Below are 19236 nucleotides of genomic sequence, written 5' to 3' on the forward strand. Positions count from 1 at the left end.
GGCCGGATTATTCGGACGTGACGTCGGCGACCGTGATGGTCGCCTCGGGATCGACGGCGAGGCGCAGCGCATAGGTTGCGAGCTGCAGGGCCAGAAGGCCGAGGCCGAAGGAAAAGACCGCCTCGGGAATCCACAGCGGCACTTCCAGAAGGCCGGTGCTGACCGTGTGCTCCCTGAAGCTGCGCAGGGTCGATAGGCCGAAGGCCCGCGTCAAAAGCAGCACGGGGACGAGGGCGAGGAGCGCGCAGCCGATCTCCGCCATGCGCCGCGCCGCAGGGGGCAGGCGCGCCAGCACCAGCTGGACGCGGATCATCTCGCCGCGCCGCAGGGTGGCGGCCATGGCGAGCACCGTCATGGCGCCGACGCCATAGCCCACCACCTCGTCCACGGCATAGGTGGAGGTCGCCAGCACGTTGCGCAGGAAGATCTCCAGCAGGATATGGGCGGTCGCGATGGCAAGCATCACGGCGGCGACGGCGAGCGCCGTCGTGCCCAGCACCTCGGCGATGTGATCGAGGGCGCGGGCCGCGCGCCTCATTGGTGCCCGACCTTCTGCGCGAAGGCGTCGAGGATCGACTTGCCGCCCGCGCGGGTCTTGTCGAGCCAGTCCTTGACGGCGGGCTCGCGCGCCTTGGCGAGGGCATCGAGGAAGGCCGGCGGCGCGTCCTTGACGATCTCCGTCTTGTTCTCGCGCAGCACGTCGTAATTCTTGGCTTCCCAGGTGCGGACGGCCGCCCAGTCGCGCGCCTCGGCGGCGGTGGCGGCGTCCATCACCGCCTTCTGCTGCTCCGGCGTGAGCTTGCCGAAGGCATCGGTGCTCACCGCGGTGATGTTGAGCGGGAAGGCATAGCCGAGATCGTTGAAGACCGGCGTGAACTCCCACAGCTTCAGCGAACGCCCGCCGTCCGCCGAGGTGAGCACGGCGGCGAGATTGCCAGTGCCGAGCTGGGGCACGACATCGCTGAAGCTGACCTGCAGCGGGGCAGCCCCGAGGTTCTTGAAGGTGATGGTGCCGTTCACGTCGTAGGTGCGGATCTTCAGGCCCTTCAGGTCGTCCACCGACCGCAGCGGCTTCTTCGCCCAGATGCCGGTGGGCGGGAAGGGCGAGGAATAGAGCAGCTTCTGCCCGTTGCGCGCGAGGGCTTCCTCATAGGCCGGGCGGGCCACCGCGTAGAGCACCTTCGCCTCGTCAAGATTGCGCGCGACGAAGGGCAGGGATGACAGCAGGAAGACCGGCTCCTGGCCGGAGAAGGCGCCGGCGAGGCTCTGGGCGAGGGGCAGAACCCCGTCACGCACCGCGTTGAGATGGTCCTTGTTCTTGAAGCCCAGGGCGCCGCCATGATGGACGGTGATGACCACCTGACCCTTGGTGGACTTGGCCACGTCCTCGGCGAATGCGGTCGCGCCTTCGCCGGGCAGCGAGTTGGCGCGGTCCTCCATGGACATGTCCCATTTCACCTGCGCCGCGGCCGGACCGCAGGCGAGGGCGAGGGCACACAGGGCTGCGGCCAGGGTTTGGCCACGGCGGGTGCCGCGAGATGTCACGACCGTCATGTCAGTTCCCTTTCTGGTTCGCCCCGTCAGCGGGCTATTGGCGGAAGGCCGCGAGCTTGTGCTCGTCTATGGTGATGCCGAGGCCCGGTCCGTCCGGCGGACGGATGCCGCCCGACTTGTACGGAAAAGTCTCGACGATGATGTCGTCCTCGAAATAGGCCCCGCCCACCCGGCAGGGATGCTTGCCCTTCGGGGCGGAAACGGGGATCACCGCCGGCAGCGTGACGGCCGGGCGCGACAGGGCGAAATGCACGTTGGCGGCATTGCCCACACCGGACTCGATGGAGCCGTTGACGTCGCAGGCGAGGCCCGCGGCCTCCGCGATGGCGGCGACCGCGCCGGCCGCACGCAGGCCTCCGGCCTTGGCCAGATAGATGGAGATGCAATCGGCCGCGCCCGCCTGCACGAGGTCCAGGGCGTCGCGCGGCGTCCAGCAGCTCTCGTCGGCCACCACGGGGATGGGCGTTTCCCGCGTCACCGCCGCCATGTGGGTGAGGCCGCAGACCGGCTACTCGATGTAGGAGAGTTCGTCGGTCGCGAAGCGGGCGAGGACGGCAAGCGCCGTCTTGGAATTGGCGTAGCCCTGGTTCGCGTCGAGCCGCAGCAGCACGTCCGGCCCCAGGCGCTCGCGCAAAGCGCGCACGAGGGCGACGTCGCGCTCGGCGCTCTCGCCGCCCTTGATCTGAAGTGCGCGGATGCCGTCGGCGACCGCCGCCTCCGCCTCCGCGACCGCATCGTCGTGGGGCATCAGCCCCACCATGTGGGCGACCTGGACACGCTCGCGCACCGCACCGCCGAGCAGGCGATAGACCGGCTGTCCGAGGACCTTGCCCCAGATGTCGTGCAGCGCCATCTCGACCGCGCATTTGGCATAGGTATGGCCGACGACCACGCGCTCCATGGCGGACGCCGCCTCGGCGATGTTGCAGGGGTCCCGGCCCATGAGGGCGGGCGCCAGCTGGTTCTCGACGATGCTGCGCACCGTCTCGCGGGTCTCGCCGGCCCGGCGCCCGAAGTCGCCGCCCCAGTCCGGCAGCGGCACCGCCTCGCCATGGCCCGTCACGCCCGCATCCGTGATGACGCGCACCAGCACGAAATGCCCCAGTCCCTGCAGCAGGCCGTTCCAGCGGAACTCCCGCCGGACGGGAAGGGAAAAGGGGATCGCCTCGATGCCGGTGATCTGCATGCCTGCTGCTTCGTGCTCGCTCTGTCTTGGCCCATAGGAAAAATCAGGAAATAATTTCCTGCAAGGAAAATATTTGGATTATGGCGGGGTCGCTTGCCTTTTAAGCAAACGGCGGAAAATATGGGCGGGCTTCCTCCCGCTTCCGGCTGCTTCGGGAGCGGCTGCGCCGATCCTCTTGGCGCCAGGAAGCCGGGCGAGAGGCCGGGAGAGGCATGGTGGCGCAGGCATTCGGGGACGCCGGCGAGCAGATCGGGCAGCATCTTCGGCGCACCCGCAAGGAGCGCAGACTCACCCTCACGGCGGTGGGGCAGATGACGGGCGTGTCGCCCTCGGCCCTGTCCAAGATCGAGAACGGCCTCGTCTCGCCGTCCTTCGACATCATCAAGCGGATCTGCGACGGGCTCGATCTGCCGATCGAGGACCTGGTGGCGCCGGGCGTGCCGCAGGAGCAGCCGCAGGTTCTCGGCCGCAAGACCACGACGCGCGGGGGCGACGGCGCCCGCTTCACCAGCGGCCAGTACGATTACCGCGCGCACGCCACCGAGCTGTCGCGCAAGGGCATGGTGCCACTCGAAATGCTGGTGCGCGCCCGCTCGGTCGAGGAATTCGACCATTGGAGCCGGCACAATGGCGAAGAGTTCGTCTACGTCCTCTCCGGCGCCATCGAGGTGCACACCGAATTCTATGCGCCCTTCCGCCTCGAGGCGGGCGAGAGCGGCTATTTCGATAGCTCCATGGCCCACCTCTATATCTCGGTCTCGCCCGAGGACGCGCGGGTTCTGTCGGTGTCCTATGACCCGGAGCAGGGCAAGCGCCAGCTCTCCGCCTTCATGAACGCCTCCGCCCGTCCCATCGCCGCCAAGGAGCGCGCACCCGCACGGCGCAAGACCGGCGCGGCGTGACGGGGCCGCGCCGGGCGGCGGCTTCATGCGTCAGGGCGTGGGCGAGAATTCCCGCTTCAGGCATTTCAGGGCGAAGGACGAGCGGCTGTGGCGGATGCCCGGCACCTTGTACAGCCGCTCCCTGAGGAAGCGCTCGTAGCCGGCGGTGCCATCCACCGCGACCTTGATGAAATAATCATACTCGCCCGTGGTGAGGTAGGCCTCCAGCACCTCGGGCAGGTCGGTGAGCGCCTGGCCGAACTTCTGGATCTGGTCCTCGTCGTGGCGGTCCAGCGTCACCTCGATGATGACCGTGTCGCCCAGCCCCAGCTGGGTCTGGTTCAGCACCGCCACGTAATTCTCGATGTAGCCTGCCTCTTCCAGCCGCCGCACCCTTGTCCAACATGGGCTCGGCGAGAGGCCGACCATCTCCGCCAGCTCGTTGTTGGTGAGGCGCGCCTGCTTGCGCAGCGCCCGCAGGATGCGCCGGTCGATGTCGTCGAGGGGCTTGTCCTTCTGCATCGGGAGGCCTTTCGGGGCGGGGTGATGGTGGCGGGAGAAGTATCCGTCTCATGCGGATTGGAAAGGAGAAGCTTCCGTATAACTACTTTTAGAGCCAAAGAACGGCAAGAAATTATGGGGCGCCGCCGGTAATCTCTCCCGTCTCAGAGTGCGAGCGGGGAGGGTCCGGCCATGGCATATCGGCTGCGTCTGGAGGTCCATGGCGTGGAGGCCGCCATTCGCGCCCTCGATCTGCTCCGTCGCCTCGAGGTCCCCATGCTGGGGATGGAGACGGCGAGGACCCAAGACGGCTTCCTCGTGCATGTGAGCTACGAGGCGGCGGCTGAGGATGCGGCCCGGCACATCGCCGTGCGCATCGGCCAGATCGTCGGCGTGGCGACGGCGGAGCTGCTGCCCGACGCGGACGCTGAGTCGTCCGCCGCCCTCCACCCCCTTCCCATCTTCTGCTGACAGTCGCCGCCGGCCGCCGCCGCGCGGCCCGGCCTTGCCCCGAAGGACGGCCATGACCGAACACCCGCGCAACCTGCCCCGGCTCGACCTTCACATTCCCGAGCCGGCCCGCCGGCCCGGCGATGCCCCCGACTTCAGCGGGCTCGTCATCCCCGAGGCGGGAGTGCTGCCGCGCCCGGACATTTCCGTGTCGGCCGAGGCGACCCACGACCTCGCCTTCGGCCTCATCCGCGTGCTCGACGACGACGGCAAAGCGGTGGGCGCGTGGGACCCGCAGCTGGATGCCGAGACTCTGCGGCGGGGCCTTCGCGCCATGGTGCTCACCCGCGCCTATGACGAGCGGATGGTCCGCGCCCAGCGCCAGGGCAAGACGTCGTTCTACATGAAATGCACCGGCGAGGAGGCGGTGGCGGTGGCGCAGGCCTTCGCCCTCGCCCGCGGCGACATGTGCTTTCCCGCCTATCGCCAGCAGGGCCTTCTGGTGGCGCGCGACTGGCCCCTGGCGGACATGATGTGCCAAGTCTATTCCAACGCCGGCGACCGGCTGAAGGGCCGCCAGATGCCGGTGTTCTACTCCAGCAAGGAGGCCGGCTTCTTCTCCATCTCCGGCAACCTCGGGACGCAATACAGCCAGGCGGTGGGCTGGGCCATGGCCTCCGCCTACAAGGGCGACGACCGCATCGCCGCCGCCTGGGTGGGGGACGGGGCGACGGCGGAAGCCGACTTCCACCACGCCCTCACCTTCGCCTCGGTCTACCGGGCCCCCGTGGTGCTGAACATCGTCAACAATCAGTGGGCCATCTCCAGCTTCCAGGGCCTTGCCGGGGGTGAGGCGACCACCTTCGCCGCGCGTGGCCACGGCTATGGCTTGCCGGCGCTGAGGGTGGACGGCAACGACTTCCTCGCCGTCTACGCCACGACCCGCTGGGCCGCCGACCGGGCGCGCACCAATCGTGGCGCCACCCTCATTGAGCTGTTCACCTACCGCGCGTCCGCCCATTCCACGAGCGACGATCCCAGCAAGTACCGGCCCGTGGGCGAGGAAAGCGCGTGGCCGCTGGGCGATCCCATCGACCGGCTGCGCACGCACCTCATCCTGCTCGGGGAATGGTCGGATGAACGCCATGCCGCCCTCGTCGAGGAGGCGCGGGAGGAGGTGCGCCGCGCCGGGCGGGAGGCGGAGGCGCTGGGCACGCTGGGCACCGGCCCCGCCCACAGCCCGGCCAGCATGTTCGACGACGTCTTCAAGGAAATGCCCTGGCACCTGCGGCGCCAGCGTCAGGAGCTCGGGGTGTGACATGAGCGCGATGACCATGGTTCAGGCCATCAATTCGGCCCTCGACGTGATGCTGGGCGAAGACCCGGACGTGCTGGTGTTCGGCGAGGACGTGGGCTTCTTCGGCGGCGTCTTCCGCTGCACCCAGGGGCTCCAGGGCAAGTATGGCAAGCGGCGCGTGTTCGATACGCCCATTGCCGAGGGCGGCATCGTCGCCACCGCCGTGGGCATGGGCGCCTATGGCCTGCGGCCCGTCGTGGAGATCCAGTTCGCGGACTACATCTATCCGGCCACCGACCAGCTGATTTCCGAGGCAGCGCGGCTGCGCTACCGCTCCGGCGGCGAGTTCACGTCGCCGCTCACCGTGCGCACGCCCTATGGCGGCGGCATTTTCGGCGGGCAGACCCACAGCCAGAGCCCGGAGGCCATCTTCGCCCATGTCTGCGGGCTGAAGACCGTGATCCCCTCCAATCCCTACGACGCCAAGGGCCTGCTCATCAGCGCCATCGAGGACGACGACCCGGTCATCTTCCTGGAGCCCAAGCGGCTCTATCACGGCCCGTTCGACGGCCGCCACGACCAGCCGGTGAAGCCGTGGGCCGACGATCCGCGCGCCGACGTGCCGGAGGGTCATTACCGCGTGCCGCTGGGCCAGGCGGCCGTGGTGCGGCCGGGGGCGGACGTCACCGTGCTCGCCTACGGCACCATGGTGCACGTGGCCCTGACCGCGGTGGAGGCGAGCGGGGTGGATGGCGAGGTCATCGACCTGCGCACCATCATGCCCGTGGACATCGACACCATCGTCGCCTCGGTGAGAAAGACCGGGCGCTGCGTCATCGTCCACGAGGCGACGCGCACCTGCGGCTTCGGCAGCGAACTGTCGGCGCTGGTGCAGGAGAACTGCTTCCATCATCTGGAGGCGCCGGTCGCCCGCGTCACCGGCTGGGACACGCCCTATCCCCATGCGCTGGAATGGCATTATTTCCCCGGCCCGAGCCGCGTCGCCGAGGCGCTCACCCGCGTGATGGAGGACTGAGGGATGGCCCGGATCACCTTCAAGCTCCCCGACATCGGCGAAGGCATCGCCGCGGCGGAAGTCACCGCCTGGCACGTGAAGGCCGGCGCGGTCGTGCGCGAGGACGAGCCCCTCGTGGACGTGATGACCGACAAGGCGACGGTGGAGATCTCCGCCCCCTTCACCGCCCGCGTCATCGCCCTCCATGCGACACCCGGCGAGACCGTGCCGGTGGGCGCCGAGCTGATCGTCTTCGAGACCGATCAGGAGGCAGCCGTCGCGACCACGGAGAGCGCGGTCGCGGCTTCGCCTCCCGCCCCGCCCCCGCCCGCGAGTCCCGCCCGCGCGCCCGCCCTGGCCGAGACTGCCGCCGGTCCGGCCGGCGTGAGCGCACCAGCGGCGCCCGAGCCGGTCCCGGCCCCCATGGCCCGCCGCGCGCCGGGAAGCCGCCCGCTCGCCTCGCCCGCCGTGCGGCGGCGCGCCTATGAGGCGGGCGTGCCGCTTCAGTTCGTCGCCGGCACGGGGCCGGAGGGCCGCATCACCCATGCCGACCTCGACCGCACGCTCGCCGGCGGCGAGACGGAGCGCCCCGCGTCGGCGCCGCAGGATGCGGTGGAGGAGGTGCCGGTCATCGGCCTGCGCCGTCGCATCGCCGAGCGGATGCAGGACACCAAGCGCCGCATCCCGCATTTCTCCTATATCGAGGAGGTGGATGTCACCGCGCTGGAGGATCTGCGCAAATCCTTGAACGAGCGCCACGGCAAGGCCCGTCCGCGCCTCACCCTGCTGCCCTTCCTGGTGCGGGCGCTGGCGAAGGCGCTGCCGGATTTCCCCGGCCTCAACGCCCGCTATGACGACGCGGCCGGCCTCGTCCGCCAGCATTCGGCGCTGCATGTGGGCATCGCCACCCAGACGCCCGCCGGCCTCGTGGTGCCGGTGCTGCGCCACGCGGGGGCGCTGGACCTGTGGGCCTGCGCGGCCGGCATCGCGGCGCTGGCGGACGCGGCGCGGGAGGGGCGGATCGCGCGCGACGACCTCTCCGGCTCCACCCTCACCATCACCAGCCTCGGCGCGTTGGGCGGGCTCGCCACCACGCCGGTCATCAACGCGCCGGAGGTGGCCATCGTCGGCGTCAACAAGATCTCCGTGCGGCCCGTCTACATGGAAGGCGCGGGCGGCGGCTTCGTGCCGCGCAAGATCATGAACCTGTCCTCCTCCTTCGACCACCGCGTGGTGGACGGCGTCGTGGCGGCGGAATTCGTGCAGCGGCTCAGACACCTGCTGGAGCAGCCGGCGACCCTCTTCGTGGAGTGAGACATGACCTCAGCATTGACCACCCGCCTCCTCGTCGTGGGGGGCGGGCCGGGCGGCTATGTCGCCGCCATCCGCGCCGGCCAGCTCGGCATCGAGACCGTGCTGGTGGACGAGGGCGGCCTCGGCGGCACCTGCCTCCAGCGGGGCTGCATCCCGTCCAAGGCGCTGATCGAGGCGGCCTCGCGCTTCGCCCATCTCACCGCCGCCGCCGCGGGCATCGACCCGGCCGGCATCCGGGCGAGCGCGCCGGCCATCGACTTCGCCCAGACCGTGGCGTGGAAGGACGGCATCGTCGCGCGGCTGTCGGGCGGGGTTGCCGCGCTGCTAAAGAAGGCGAAGGTGCGCACCCTCTCGGGCCGCGCGGTGTTCAGCGACGCCAAGACCTGCGCGGTGGAGACGGCGGAGGGCCGCATCACCGTATCCGCCGAGACCGTGGTGCTGGCCACCGGCTCGGTGCCGGTGGAACTGCCCGGGCTGCCGTTCGGAGGCGCCGTGATCTCGTCCACCGAGGCCCTGGCGCTGGGCGCGCTGCCGCAGCGCCTGGCGGTGGTGGGAGCGGGCTATATCGGGCTGGAGCTCGGCATCGCCTTCGCCAAGCTCGGCGTGGCGGTGAGCGTGGTGGAGCGGCAGGACCGCATCCTGCCGCTGTACGATTCGAAGCTCACCGACCCGGTCCGCCGCACACTGGAGAAGCGCGGAGTCGCGCTCCATCTCTCATCCCGCGCCCTCGGCCATGCGGACGGGGTGCTGGCGGTGGAGACGCAGGACGCAGGCCGCCTCGACATTCCCGCCGACATGGTGCTGAGCACGGTGGGGCGCCGCGCGCGGCTCGACGGCTTCGGGCTGGACGCCATGGCGGTGGACGTGAAGGACGGCCGCATTGCCGTGGACGACCAGTGCCGCACTTCCATGCGCGGCGTCTTCGCCATCGGCGATGCGGTGGGCGAGCCCATGCTGGCGCACAAGGCCATGGCGCAGGGGGAGATGGTGGCCGAGATCATCGCCGGACGCCGCCGCCGCTTCGATCCCGCGGCTATCCCCGCCGTGTGCTTCACCGACCCGGAGATCGTCGTCGTCGGCCTGTCGCCGGAGCAGGCGGGCGGGCCGGAGCAGGCGGTGGTGGGCACCTTCCCCTTCCTCGGCAACGGGCGCGCCATGACGCTCGATGCGGAGGCCGGATTCGTGCGCGTGGTGGCCCGGCGGGAAGACCATGTGGTGGTGGGGGTCCAGGCGGTGGGAGCGCACGTCAGCGAGCTCGCCACGGCCTTCGTCGATGCCATCGAGATGGGCGCGCGGCTGGAGGACGTGGCCGGCATGGTCCATGCCCATCCGACCCTGGGCGAAGCCTTCCATGAAGCCGCCCTTGGCGCCCTCGGCCACGCGCTCCACGCGTGAGGGGCCGGCGGGGCGCTCAGCGCGGGGTGTCGCCGGCAGCGACGCCGCGGCTGGCCTCGATCGCGCCGAACTTGCCGCGATAATCCTGCGGATTGACGCCCATGCGCCGCCGAAAGGCCCGCCGCATGCGCTCCTCGTCGGCGAAGCCGCAGCGGACGGCGATCTCCTTGATGCTCTGCCGCGTCTCTTCAAGAGCCCGGCGCGCCGCGTCGAGCCGCAGCTCCTCCACCACCTTGGCCGGCGTGCGGCCGGTGCGCGCCGTATAGAGCCGCGCGAAGGTGCGCGGGCTCATGGATACGCGCTCCGCCAGAGCCTCCACCCGCAGGTCGTGGTCGAGATGATCGCTGATCCAGCTGTGCAGGGCCTCGAAGTCGCCGTCGTCCGCCTCCTGCAAGGCCAAGGGCACGCTGAACTGGGTCTGCCCGCCGGCGCGCTTCAGGAACACCACCAGCCGTTTGGCGACGCGGATGGCCTCGGCATGGCCGCGGTCGTCCTCGATCAAGGCGAGCGCCAGGTCGATGCCGGCGGTGACGCCCGCGGAGGTCCAGATGGGCCCGTCGTGCTCATAGATGGCGTCGGGCGACACCGTGAGGTCGGGGAAGCGATCCTGCAGCAGCCGGCAGGAGCCCCAGTGCGTCACCACGCGCCGCTGCTTCAGCAGGCCGGCGGCCGCCAGCACGAAGGTGCCGGTGCAGACCGAGCAGACCCGCCGGATGCCGCCGGCGCGGGCGGTGAGCCATGCGAGCAGGTCGGGATCGCGCGCGGCGGCGTGGACGCCCGTTCCGCCGACGACGACCAGCGTATCCACATCGCCGATTTCGGCGAGCGGATGGCTCATCAGCTCCAAGCCGGACGAGGTGCGGACCAGTCCGCCGGCCGCCGAGGCCACCGTCAGGCGGTAGGGCGGGGGAGCACTGCCCGCGGTCTCGCACGACAGCTCGAACACCGCCAGCGGGCCGGAGAGGTCAAGCAGCAGCGCGTCGGGAAACACCACGAAAACCACGTTTCGCTGCAGCATGCCGCCCTCCATCGCGTCGCGACCGCCTGGCAGGAAAGGAGGGTAGAATGTCGTTTCCGCCGCAGCCTGTCATCCCCAAACTCATGCCACATCATGGAAGGGGATCGACGTGAGCAAGACAACTCTGGACATCGGGATTCTTTTCTTTCCCGGCATGACTCAGCTGGATGTCACCGGGCCGTTTGAAGTTCTGGCGCGCCTGCCAGGTGCGCGAATGCATCTCTTGTGGAAGACCATCGAGCCCATCACCAGCGATGTGGGCCTCACCCTCATGCCGACGACCACGTTCGCCGACTGTCCGCAGCTCGACGTGCTCTGCGTCGGCGGCGGTCCGGGCCAGACGGCGCTGATGGACGACATGGAGGTGCTGGACTTCGTGGCCCGCGCCGGGGCGAGCGCGCGCTATGTAACGTCGGTCTGCGCCGGCTGCTTCATCCTCGCCGGCGCCGGGCTGCTGGACGGCTACAAGTCCGCCTGCCACTGGCTATCGCGCGATCAGCTCGGCATCCTCGGCGCCATCCCGGTGAAGGAGCGCATCGTGGTGGACCGCAACCGCATCTCCGGCGGCGGCGTGACGGCGGGCATCGACTTTGCCTTCGCGGTGGCCGCCGAACTGTGCGGCGACGAGGTCGCCAAGCGCATCCAGCTGTTCCTGGAATACGACCCCAAGCCGCCCTTCGACATCTCCGAAGACAACGCTCCGGCGGAGGTCCTTGCCGAGATCCGGGCCGCGGCCCGTCCGCTCCTCGAGGAGCGGCGGCGGTCCAGCGAGCGGGCGCTCGCCCGCATGCGGGATGCCAAGGCTGTGGCGGATGCCGGAGCAGCGCAATGACCCTGCGGATGACCCGCGAGGAGGACGACGGGCAGCGCATCTTCCGGTTCGAGGACCCGAGCTGCGACCTGTCGGGCGTGATCGTGGTGGATTCGCTGGCCCTCGGGCCGGCGACGGGAGGCTGCCGCTTCTGGCACTATGACGACGCGGCCGCCATGCGCGCCGACGCCCGGCGCCTCGCCCGCGGCATGAGCTACAAGAACGCCATGGCGGGCCTGCCGCTGGGCGGCGGCAAGTCCGTCATCCGGCGGCCCGCGGGCGCGTTCGACCGCGAGGCGCTGTTCCGGGGCTTCGGGCGCGTGCTCAACGAAGTCGCCGGCGATTATCTGGCGGCGGAGGACGTGGGCACGACGCCGCAAGACATGGCGGTGGTGCGCTCGCAGACGCCCTTCGTCTTCGGGGTTCCGGCCGACGACGGACGGGCGGGGGGCGATCCCTCGCCCTGGACCGCCCTCGGCGTCTTCCTCAGCATCGACCACGTGTTCGCCCGGCGGGGGCTTCCGCTGTCCGGGAGCCGGATCGCCGTGCAGGGGCTGGGGAACGTCGGCGCGGACCTGTGCCGGCGGCTGCACGCAGCCGGCGCCACCCTCGTGGTCGCCGACGTCCGGCCGGACGCGGCGGAGCGCCTGCGGTCGGAGATCCCCGTGGAGGTGGTGGCGCCTGAGGCGATCCACGCCGCCGACGTTGACCTCTTCGCCCCGTGCGCGCTCGGCGGCGGGCTGAACCCGTCCACCATCCCGCAGATGCGCGCGCGGCTCATCGCCGGCGCGGCGAACAACCAGCTCGCCACCGGCGCGGATGCCGGCCTTCTTCACGAGCGGGGCATTCTCTATGCGCCCGATTTCGTGGCCAATGCCGGCGGGATCATCAACGTGGCCGCCGAATATCTCGGCCACCACCCGGGCGCGGTCGAGGACGCCGTGCACCGCATTCCCACTCGTCTGGCGCAGGTGCTCGACCGCGCCGAGGCGAGCGGGACCTCGCCCGCGCAGGTGGCCGATGCCATGGCCCGCGAGCTGATCGCAAAGGGCGCGGCGGCCATGGCCGGAAACGAGGGAAAACGGACATTGTAGGCGGTCGCTCGGCGGCGCAGCATTCGTCCAACAAACGCATGGGGCGGGCGGGTTCGCGCGATCTCGCCCGCCGCACCGAACCTTCCAGAAGCCGCGCAGACGGCTCGCAGGGGAACAGCACACATGACACAGGATAAACACATGGATCACCGCAAACGTCGCCCGCGCACCCTCTGGACATCGGTAGCCGGTGCCCTCACGGCCGTCGCCCTCATGGCGACGCCATCGTCCGCCGAGATTTCCGACGGCGTCATCAAGATCGGCATCCTCAACGACCAGTCCGGCACCTTCTCGGACCTGTCGGGCAAGGGGTCCGTCGCCGCCGCCAAGCTGGCGCTGGAGGATTTCAAGAAGATCGCCCCCGCGGTGAAGGTGGAACTGCTCGTCGCGGACCATCAAAACAAGGCGGACATCGGCGCGCAGATCGTGCGCCGCTGGTTTGCCGACGGGGTGGACATGGTGGCCGACGTCACCAACTCGGCGGTGGCTCTCGCCGTGCAGTCGCTGGGACGCGAGAAGAACAAGATCATCACCTACGCGGCCGTGGGCACGGTGGACATCACCGGCAAGCAGTGCGCCGCCACCGGGCTCGCCTGGCTGCACGACAATTACAATCTCGTCGCCGGCCCGATCCGAAAGCTGGTCGGCCAGGGACAGGACAAGTGGTTCTTCATCGCCGCCGACTACGCCTTCGGCCGCAATATGGTGGCCGAATCCGAGCGGATGCTGACTTCGGTCGGCGGCAAGTCCCTCGGCTCCGTGTTCCACCCCATCGGCAATGCGGATTATTCCTCCTTCCTGCTGCAGGCCCAGAGCTCGGGCTCCAAGGTGGTCGCGTTCGCCAATGCCGGCGAGCAGCTCGTCTCGTCCATCAAGCAGTGGCACGAGTTCAACATGGGCTCGGGCACCCAGACGCCGGTGGCCCTGCTGATGTTCCTCACCGACATCCACGGCATGGGCCTCGAGACGGCCAAGGGCCTGACCGGCGTGACCGCCTGGTACTGGGACCTGAACGACGACACCCGCGCCTTCGCCAAGCGCTTCTATGCCCTGCACGGCGCCATGCCCACGGCCCCGCAGGCGTCGGTCTATTCCGCCGTGTTCCACTATCTCAAGGCGGTGGCCGCCCTCGATTCCGACGACACCGACCGGGTTCTGGAGAAGATGCGCGCGACGCCGGTGGACGATTTCTATGCGCCGGGCGCAAAGCTCAGGGCCGACGGCAAGCTCGTCCACGACTTCTACCTGGTTCAGGTGAAGGAGCCGAAGGAGCTGGATAAGCCCTGGGCCTATTACAAGGTGCTCGAGAAGATCTCCGCCGATGTGGCCTATCGTCCGCTGAGCGAGAGCGACTGCCCGTTGGTGACGGCCAAGGCGAAGTAGGCCAATGGCGCCGCGCCCCGGCCGCCCGCGCGGGCAGCATGGGGCGCGGCGCGGATGTGTGACGGAGAGGCCCGTCACGATCCGGCCGCGGCGATCGCGGCGGTCGACGCGATGGTGGTCGATGGACCGGCGCGGCCGGATGCGCGATTTTGCAGGCGCCCGGACGGTGGCGGTGCAGGAGACACCATGGCGGAAATTGCAGTTCTCGGCGCCGGCATCGTCGGCATCGCCACCGCTCTGGCCTTGCAGGAGCGTGGGCACGCCTGCGTCGTCATCGACCGCGCTCCGCCGGGGTCGGAGACGAGCTACGGCAATGCCGGCTTCATCCAGTCGGAAGCGGTGGAGCCCTATGGGCTGCCCGCGAGCCCTCTGGCGCTGCTCGGCATGGCGCTCGGCGCCAAGAATGCCGTGCACCTCCACTGGCCTTCGCTGCCGGGACGCGCACCCGCGCTGTTCAGCTATTGGCGCGCGTCGCTGCCTGCCTCCATGCGCCGGGTCATCCCCCTCTGGCGGCAGCTGGTGTCGGAGGCCGTGCCGCGCCACGCGCCACTCATCGAGGCCTCGGGCGCGGACAACCTCATCCGCAGGGACGGCTACTGGCTGGTCCACGACACGCCGTCGGGCCTTGCCGCCGCCGTTCTGGAGGCGGAACGCAGACAGAAGGAATACGGCGTCGCCTTCACCGTCGCCGACCGGGCGGAGCTGTCCCGCGCCGAGCCGGCCTTGCGTCATGCGCCGGCCGGCGCGGTGCACTGGACGGCGCCCTGGACATGCCTTTCACCGGGCCGGCTGGTGGGCGCCTATGCGCGCCTGTTCGAGGCGCGGGGCGGTCGCATTGTCCAAGGCGACGCGCGCGCCCTGAAGCGCTCCGGCGCGGGCTGGCAGGTGGCGGGGCTGGACGCGGAGCACGTCGTGGTGGCGCTCGGCCCCTGGTCGCCGGAACTGCTGCGGCCCCTCGGCTATCGCGTGCCCATGGTGCGCAAGCGCGGCTATCACCGCCATTATGGCGGCGAGCACGGCCTGCGCCGGCCCATGCTGCTGGCCGACCATTCCGTGGTCCTCTCGCCCATGCTCGACGGGCTTCGGATCGCGACGGCCGCCGAACTGTCGGCGGCGGAGCCCAACGTCAACCCGCGTCAGCTGGCACGGGGGGAGGCGGCCGCCCGCGCGCTGCTCGATCTCGGCGCGCCGGTGGAGCCGACGCCCTGGTCCGGCACGCGGCCCTGCCTGCCGGGCATGCTGCCGCTGGTCTGCCGGGCGCCACGCCACCCCGGGCTCTGGCTGCATTTCGGCCACGGCCACCAGGGCTTTACGCTGGGTCCCGTCACCGCCGCCCGGCTCGCGCGCGCCATAGACGGGGATGCCGCCGCGGTCGAAGGCCTCGACCGCGGACTGCAATAAAGGCCCCCATGGGCGCGTCAGCGCATGCGGGCCGCTGCCGCCTCGGCGAGAGCGAGCCGGCGCGCCTTGGCCGGCTTCATCCGCTCCTGAAGGAGCTCGACGACCTCGGGCGGGGCCGTCTCGGGCGATCCGGCGTTGAAGGGCGGCGCGGGGTTGTACTCCATGCGCAGCTGGATGGCCTCGGCGGTGCGGCGATCCACCAGCTCGCAGATCACCGTGAGGCCGAGGTCGATGCCGGCGGTGATGCCGCCGCCGGTGATGCGGTTGCCGTCGATGCACACCCGCTCGCGCGAGACGGAGACGCCGAACACCGGCAGCACCTCGGTGGCGCTCCAGTGGGTGGCCGCGCTGCGGCCTTCCAGCAGCCCCGCCGCCGCGAGCACGAGGGAGCCGGTGCAGACCGAGGTGACGAACCGCGCGCCGGCGGCCTGCGCCCGCAGGAAGCCCAGCACCTCCTCATCCCCCATCAGCGCGTCGGTGCCGTAGCCGCCGGGCACGCAGAGAACGTCGAATTGCGGGCAATCGGCGAAGCGGGTGGTGGGGGTGATGGTGAGCACCGTGTCGCTTTGCACCGGCTCGGTCGTCTTCCACACCAGATGCACCTCCGCGCCCGGCAGGCTGGAGAAGACCTGCAGCGGCCCGGTCATGTCGAGCTGCGTGATCTGGGGAAATACGAGCAGGCCGAACTTGAAAGATTGGGACATTCTGCAGCCTTCGGGACGGATCTTGACCTGCCGAGCATGGCATGGTGCGATCTTATCTTGAATGTCGAGGTTCCCTCGTTTCCAGACATGCGATGATCGGCATCCTGATCTTCCCGGATTTCCAGCTGCTGGATGCCTCGGGCCCCGCATCGGTGTTCGAGATGGCGCGGCGGTTCGTGCCGACCGCGCCGAAGGTGCGGATGATCGCGATGCAGGCGGGGCCGGTGCGCAGCTCCTGCGGCGTGGAGGTGGTGGCGTCCAGCCTGAAATCGGCCAAGGCGATCTCGACCCTCGTGGTGGCCGGCGGTCTCGGGGTGGAGGCCGCCACCGACTGTCGGGAGACCCTCGCCTTCGTGCGGCGTCTGTCGCGGCGCGGGGTGCGCGTCGCGAGCGTGTGTTCCGGCGCCTACGTCCTGGCGGCGGCCGGCCTGCTGGACGGGCGCAAGGCCACCACCCACTGGTGCCGCACGCAGGATTTCGTCTCCCGCTATCCGAAGGTGAGGCTCGATCCTGACCGCATCTTCCTGCGGGACGGCAACGTCTGGACCTCGGCCGGCATCACGGCGGGGATCGACCTGGCGCTCGCCATCGCCGCCGAGGAACATGGGGACGCGGTGGCCAAGGACATCTCCTGCCAGCTGGTGCTCTACCATCGCCGCAGCGGCGGACAGTCGCAATTCTCCTCGCTGCTCGAACTCAAGACGCCCAACGGACGGTTCGGTCCGCTGCTCACCTGGGTGCGCGAGCATCTCGACAAGCCCTTGACCGTCGAGGACCTCGCCGACCGGGCGGGGCTGAGCCCCCGCCACTTTGCCCGGATCTTCACGGCGGAAACCGGGGCGACGCCGTCCAAGGCCATCGAGCGGCTGCGCCTGGAGGTGGCACGGGAGCATGTGCAGTCCTCCGCGGAGCCCATCGAGCGGGTGGCCGAAGCCACCGGCTTCCGCGATCCCGAGCGCATGCGCCGCGCCTTCGTCCGCGCCTTCGGCCAGCCCCCGCAATCGCTGCGACGGGCGGCGCGCAGCGGCTAGGTCTTCAGCCGAGGCGCAAGGCGGCCATCGGCTCCGCATCCTGGCGCGCTGCGGGGGTCCATTCTCCTGGCGCGGCGGCGTCGGCAGCGAAGGGCCGGCACCGCTCGAGCGCCCGCGCAAGGCTGTTCTCGATCTCCGCCTTCCGGATGCCCCGGGCAATGAAGACGAGGAACGAGGGGCCGGCGTCGCGCTCAGACACATGGGTCGGCGGATGCATCACGTGCTGGACGCCGTGAATGGCCAGCGGGCGGTCGGAGGACGTGGTCCGCAGCAGCCCCTTCACCCGCAGGATGCGGTCGCCATGGGCGTGCAGCAGCGCCGACAGCCAGAGGGTGAAGGCCGGCCAGTCCAGCGTGCCGGCGATGGGCAGCGTGAAGGACGCCACCTCGGCGTCGTGCTCCGGCGCATCGGCGAGGAAGGGGGAGGGCGGGGCGTGGAGGCTCTCCGCGCCCGCCAGCACGTCCGGCAGGCGGAAGCTCTCGTCCTGGGCATCGAGGATGCGGGCGTCCGGCGAGATGGCGCGCACCGCCGCGACGAGGCGCACGGTGGGCTCGGCCGCGCGCATGTCGCCCTTGGTCAGGACGACGGTGTCGGCGATGGCCACCTGCCGGCGCGCTTCGGGGCGCAGCTCCAGATTCTTGAGTCCAGCCACCGCATCCACCACCGCGACCACCGAGGCGAGGCGCACGTGCGCCTTCAGCCAGGGATCGCGGGCAAGGGTGGCGATGACGGGGGCGGGATCGGCGAGGCCTGAGGTTTCCAGGATGGCGCGGCGGAAGCCGCCGCCAGACTTCGCCATCCGCACCAGCTCGTGCATCGCCTTCGCCACGTCGGCGCGCCGGGCGCAGCACAGGCAGCCGCCGTCGATGAGCTCCACCGCCTCGCTCGCATGCACCAGCAGGCGGTGATCGACGCCCGCTTCGCCGAACTCGTTGACCATAAGGCCGGAGTCGCTTCCGTCGGGCGTCTCGATGAAGCGGCGGATGAGCGTGGTCTTGCCGGAGCCGAGGAAGCCGGTGACGACGACGAGGGGAAGCCGGTCATCCATGGGCGGCCTCCGTGTCGGCGCGCGGGGCGAGGAAGTCCTCGGCCAGGGGGTCGATGCTGCGGCCGGAGAGGCTCTCGGCGATGGGCCACACGTCGCCCAGCGTCGGGGCGATCTTGGTGCGGCCGCGGGCGTCGGTGAGGGCCAGCGCCTCCCCGTCCCAGTCCTCGCAGACGAGGCCGAGGGGCGCCACCAGCGCGTTCAGCATAGCGATGCGCCGCCGCCGCTCGGTCCGGTAGTGCAGAATGTCCTCGAAGGGGAAGCGCGCATCGCGCTGGCGCGCGAAATCGCTCCAATGCTCCCCGGCGCCGAAGATCGCGCAGACCTCACACATGCGGTTCTCCTTCTCGGGTTCAGGCGAGGCTGTCGGGCGCCCCGCCCAGCGGCAGCTCCATGTCGGAGAGCATGCTCTGGGTCAGGCATTCGGACACGCGCTTGCGGGCGAGGCCGGCGTGGGAGCTGCCCAGCGCATCGGCCCGGTCGGCCTCGCGGGCGCGGATCGCCTCAACCATCTCGCGATGCTCGCGGATGATGTTGCCCACGTGGGCGCCATAGGCTTCCTCGGTCGAGAAGCAGTCGTAGGTCATGGCGAGGCGCGAGATGCGCAGGTTGGTGGTGAGCAGCTGGAGATAGAAGCGCTCCACCACGCTGTTGCGGCAGCAGGCGGCGATGGCGGCGTGGAAGCGCCAGTTGATCTCCAGCATCGCCTCGGAATCGCGCCGCTCGGTGGCGGCCTCGAAGGCGCGTCGCTCGGCGTCGATGCCGGCGATCTGCGCTTCCGTGCGGCGCAGCGCCGCCCAGCGGGTGACGAGGCGCTGGGACAGGTCGAAGGCCTCCAGATGCTCGCGGATGTCGTTCCAGCCCATGGGCGCGACGCGGGTGCCGCGGTTGGGCAGGATCTGCACCAGCCCCTCGCCGGCGAGGCGGACAAGCGCCTCGCGCAAGGGGGTGCGCGACAGGCCGAGCCGGCTCACCAGCGCCGCCTCGTCCAGGTCCGAGCCGGGGGCGAGCGCCAGCGAGACGATCTCCGCGCGGATCACCTGATAGGCGAATTCGCTGGAGCCTCCCTTGGAGATTGCGGCCTTGAGCACGGGTGCCGCCGCGGGACTGGCGCGTCCTGAGGCACGGGTGCGGTTTCTTTGTGCGGATCGTTCAG

19 protein-coding genes and 1 pseudogene are annotated in these 19236 nt (G+C 70.2%); 11 read left to right on the forward strand and 9 right to left on the reverse strand.

The genetic code is table 11. The annotated features are described in order from the left end of the window. Positions 1-7 precede the first annotated feature (7 nt). The 3 genes and pseudogenes from ABLE93_RS18025 to ABLE93_RS18035 all read right to left on the reverse strand — a co-directional run bounded on the left by ABLE93_RS18025 (position 8) and on the right by ABLE93_RS18035 (position 2740). Positions 8-538: a TRAP transporter small permease subunit gene (locus ABLE93_RS18025; RefSeq protein WP_348841243.1), complete on the reverse strand. Its 531-nt coding sequence runs from the start codon at positions 536-538 to the stop codon at positions 8-10. Continuing rightward, positions 535-1554, reverse strand: coding sequence for a TRAP transporter substrate-binding protein (locus tag ABLE93_RS18030; protein WP_348841244.1), 1020 nt, complete (start codon positions 1552-1554; stop codon positions 535-537). The genes ABLE93_RS18025 and ABLE93_RS18030 overlap by 4 nt, the downstream gene beginning before the upstream one ends. 34 nt (positions 1555-1588) lie before the next feature. Then, positions 1589-2740 (reverse strand): annotated as a pseudogene (locus ABLE93_RS18035) (mandelate racemase/muconate lactonizing enzyme family protein). A gap of 215 nt (positions 2741-2955) precedes the next feature. On the opposite strand from ABLE93_RS18035, the gene ABLE93_RS18040 reads away from it, so the two are divergent. Beyond that, complete coding sequence (locus tag ABLE93_RS18040; protein WP_348841245.1) at positions 2956-3642, forward strand: helix-turn-helix domain-containing protein; 687 nt, start codon at positions 2956-2958, stop codon at positions 3640-3642. Between the two features lie 30 nt (positions 3643-3672). Here the strand turns inward: ABLE93_RS18040 and ABLE93_RS18045 are convergent, their stop codons facing one another. Further along, complete coding sequence (locus tag ABLE93_RS18045; RefSeq protein WP_348841246.1) at positions 3673-4143, reverse strand: Lrp/AsnC family transcriptional regulator; 471 nt, start codon at positions 4141-4143, stop codon at positions 3673-3675. A 171-nt stretch (positions 4144-4314) separates the two neighbouring features. On the opposite strand from ABLE93_RS18045, the gene ABLE93_RS18050 reads away from it, so the two are divergent. Genes ABLE93_RS18050 through lpdA form a run of 5 tightly spaced genes read left to right on the forward strand, consistent with a single transcriptional unit; the run spans position 4315 to position 9593 of the window. Next, complete coding sequence (locus ABLE93_RS18050; RefSeq protein WP_348841247.1) at positions 4315-4593, forward strand: hypothetical protein; 279 nt, start codon at positions 4315-4317, stop codon at positions 4591-4593. A gap of 52 nt (positions 4594-4645) precedes the next feature. After that, positions 4646-5890, forward strand: a complete 1245-nt coding sequence (locus tag ABLE93_RS18055) for a thiamine pyrophosphate-dependent enzyme (protein ID WP_348841248.1) — start codon at positions 4646-4648, stop codon at positions 5888-5890. A gap of 1 nt (position 5891) precedes the next feature. Further along, positions 5892-6905 carry an alpha-ketoacid dehydrogenase subunit beta gene (locus ABLE93_RS18060; protein WP_348841249.1) on the forward strand — a complete coding sequence of 338 codons (1014 nt, stop codon included), beginning with the start codon at positions 5892-5894 and terminating at the stop codon, positions 6903-6905. 3 nt (positions 6906-6908) lie between these two features. Beyond that, positions 6909-8198: a dihydrolipoamide acetyltransferase family protein gene (locus ABLE93_RS18065; RefSeq protein ID WP_348841250.1), complete on the forward strand. Its 1290-nt coding sequence runs from the start codon at positions 6909-6911 to the stop codon at positions 8196-8198. Between the two features lie 3 nt (positions 8199-8201). Beyond that, on the forward strand, positions 8202-9593 hold the full coding sequence (gene lpdA / locus ABLE93_RS18070) for a dihydrolipoyl dehydrogenase (protein WP_348841251.1): 1392 nt from the start codon (positions 8202-8204) through the stop codon (positions 9591-9593). A 16-nt stretch (positions 9594-9609) separates the two neighbouring features. On the opposite strand, the gene ABLE93_RS18075 is transcribed toward lpdA, so the two are convergent. Then, entirely contained in the window at positions 9610-10611 is a 1002-nt protein-coding gene (locus ABLE93_RS18075) for a GlxA family transcriptional regulator (protein ID WP_348841252.1), read from the reverse strand. 109 nt (positions 10612-10720) lie between these two features. Between ABLE93_RS18075 and ABLE93_RS18080 the strand changes: the two genes are divergently transcribed. The 4 genes from ABLE93_RS18080 (at position 10721) to ABLE93_RS18095 (ending at position 15300) form a co-directional block, all read left to right on the forward strand. Continuing rightward, positions 10721-11443 carry a DJ-1/PfpI family protein gene (locus ABLE93_RS18080; protein ID WP_348841253.1) on the forward strand — a complete coding sequence of 241 codons (723 nt, stop codon included), beginning with the start codon at positions 10721-10723 and terminating at the stop codon, positions 11441-11443. Further along, entirely contained in the window at positions 11440-12516 is a 1077-nt protein-coding gene (locus tag ABLE93_RS18085; RefSeq protein WP_348841254.1) for a Glu/Leu/Phe/Val dehydrogenase family protein, read from the forward strand. The genes ABLE93_RS18080 and ABLE93_RS18085 overlap by 4 nt, the downstream gene beginning before the upstream one ends. 141 nt (positions 12517-12657) lie before the next feature. Next, positions 12658-13899, forward strand: a complete 1242-nt coding sequence (locus ABLE93_RS18090) for an ABC transporter substrate-binding protein (RefSeq protein ID WP_348841255.1) — start codon at positions 12658-12660, stop codon at positions 13897-13899. Positions 13900-14085: 186 nt separating this feature from the next. Then, complete coding sequence (locus ABLE93_RS18095; RefSeq protein WP_348841256.1) at positions 14086-15300, forward strand: NAD(P)/FAD-dependent oxidoreductase; 1215 nt, start codon at positions 14086-14088, stop codon at positions 15298-15300. Positions 15301-15317: 17 nt separating this feature from the next. On the opposite strand, the gene ABLE93_RS18100 is transcribed toward ABLE93_RS18095, so the two are convergent. Beyond that, the gene (locus ABLE93_RS18100; RefSeq protein WP_348841257.1) at positions 15318-16004 is read right to left on the reverse strand and encodes a DJ-1/PfpI family protein; all 687 of its coding nucleotides are present in this window, start codon (positions 16002-16004) and stop codon (positions 15318-15320) included. 92 nt (positions 16005-16096) lie between these two features. Between ABLE93_RS18100 and ABLE93_RS18105 the strand changes: the two genes are divergently transcribed. Continuing rightward, positions 16097-17035, forward strand: a complete 939-nt coding sequence (locus tag ABLE93_RS18105; RefSeq protein WP_348841258.1) for a GlxA family transcriptional regulator — start codon at positions 16097-16099, stop codon at positions 17033-17035. A 4-nt stretch (positions 17036-17039) separates the two neighbouring features. On the opposite strand, the gene ABLE93_RS18110 is transcribed toward ABLE93_RS18105, so the two are convergent. The 3 genes from ABLE93_RS18110 to ABLE93_RS18120 are packed head-to-tail and all read right to left on the reverse strand — an operon-like array spanning position 17040 to position 19171. Further along, entirely contained in the window at positions 17040-18083 is a 1044-nt protein-coding gene (locus ABLE93_RS18110) for a CobW family GTP-binding protein (RefSeq protein WP_348841259.1), read from the reverse strand. After that, complete coding sequence (locus tag ABLE93_RS18115) at positions 18076-18414, reverse strand: hypothetical protein (protein WP_348841260.1); 339 nt, start codon at positions 18412-18414, stop codon at positions 18076-18078. Before ABLE93_RS18115 ends, ABLE93_RS18110 begins: the two co-directional genes overlap by 8 nt. Positions 18415-18433: 19 nt before the next feature. Beyond that, positions 18434-19171 carry a GntR family transcriptional regulator gene (locus ABLE93_RS18120; RefSeq protein WP_348841261.1) on the reverse strand — a complete coding sequence of 246 codons (738 nt, stop codon included), beginning with the start codon at positions 19169-19171 and terminating at the stop codon, positions 18434-18436. Positions 19172-19236 lie beyond the last annotated feature (65 nt).

This window comes from Xanthobacter pollutisoli, assembly GCF_040044995.1.
Taxonomy (GTDB): domain Bacteria; phylum Pseudomonadota; class Alphaproteobacteria; order Rhizobiales; family Xanthobacteraceae; genus Xanthobacter.

Excerpts from the sequence above, each read along its gene's own strand:
- ABLE93_RS18025 (WP_348841243.1), bottom strand. The coding sequence starts at position 538 with ATGAGGCGCGCGGCCCGCGCCCTCGATCACATCGCCGAGGTGCTGGGC.
- ABLE93_RS18030 (WP_348841244.1), bottom strand. The coding sequence starts at position 1,554 with ATGACGGTCGTGACATCTCGCGGCACCCGCCGTGGCCAAACCCTGGCC.
- ABLE93_RS18045 (WP_348841246.1), bottom strand. The coding sequence starts at position 4,143 with ATGCAGAAGGACAAGCCCCTCGACGACATCGACCGGCGCATCCTGCGG.
- ABLE93_RS18050 (WP_348841247.1), top strand. The coding sequence starts at position 4,315 with ATGGCATATCGGCTGCGTCTGGAGGTCCATGGCGTGGAGGCCGCCATT.
- ABLE93_RS18055 (WP_348841248.1), top strand. The coding sequence starts at position 4,646 with ATGACCGAACACCCGCGCAACCTGCCCCGGCTCGACCTTCACATTCCC.
- ABLE93_RS18060 (WP_348841249.1), top strand. The coding sequence starts at position 5,892 with ATGAGCGCGATGACCATGGTTCAGGCCATCAATTCGGCCCTCGACGTG.
- ABLE93_RS18065 (WP_348841250.1), top strand. The coding sequence starts at position 6,909 with ATGGCCCGGATCACCTTCAAGCTCCCCGACATCGGCGAAGGCATCGCC.
- lpdA (WP_348841251.1), top strand. The coding sequence starts at position 8,202 with ATGACCTCAGCATTGACCACCCGCCTCCTCGTCGTGGGGGGCGGGCCG.
- ABLE93_RS18075 (WP_348841252.1), bottom strand. The coding sequence starts at position 10,611 with ATGCTGCAGCGAAACGTGGTTTTCGTGGTGTTTCCCGACGCGCTGCTG.
- ABLE93_RS18085 (WP_348841254.1), top strand. The coding sequence starts at position 11,440 with ATGACCCTGCGGATGACCCGCGAGGAGGACGACGGGCAGCGCATCTTC.
- ABLE93_RS18090 (WP_348841255.1), top strand. The coding sequence starts at position 12,658 with ATGGATCACCGCAAACGTCGCCCGCGCACCCTCTGGACATCGGTAGCC.
- ABLE93_RS18095 (WP_348841256.1), top strand. The coding sequence starts at position 14,086 with ATGGCGGAAATTGCAGTTCTCGGCGCCGGCATCGTCGGCATCGCCACC.
- ABLE93_RS18100 (WP_348841257.1), bottom strand. The coding sequence starts at position 16,004 with ATGTCCCAATCTTTCAAGTTCGGCCTGCTCGTATTTCCCCAGATCACG.
- ABLE93_RS18105 (WP_348841258.1), top strand. The coding sequence starts at position 16,097 with ATGATCGGCATCCTGATCTTCCCGGATTTCCAGCTGCTGGATGCCTCG.
- ABLE93_RS18110 (WP_348841259.1), bottom strand. The coding sequence starts at position 18,083 with ATGGATGACCGGCTTCCCCTCGTCGTCGTCACCGGCTTCCTCGGCTCC.
- ABLE93_RS18115 (WP_348841260.1), bottom strand. The coding sequence starts at position 18,414 with ATGTGTGAGGTCTGCGCGATCTTCGGCGCCGGGGAGCATTGGAGCGAT.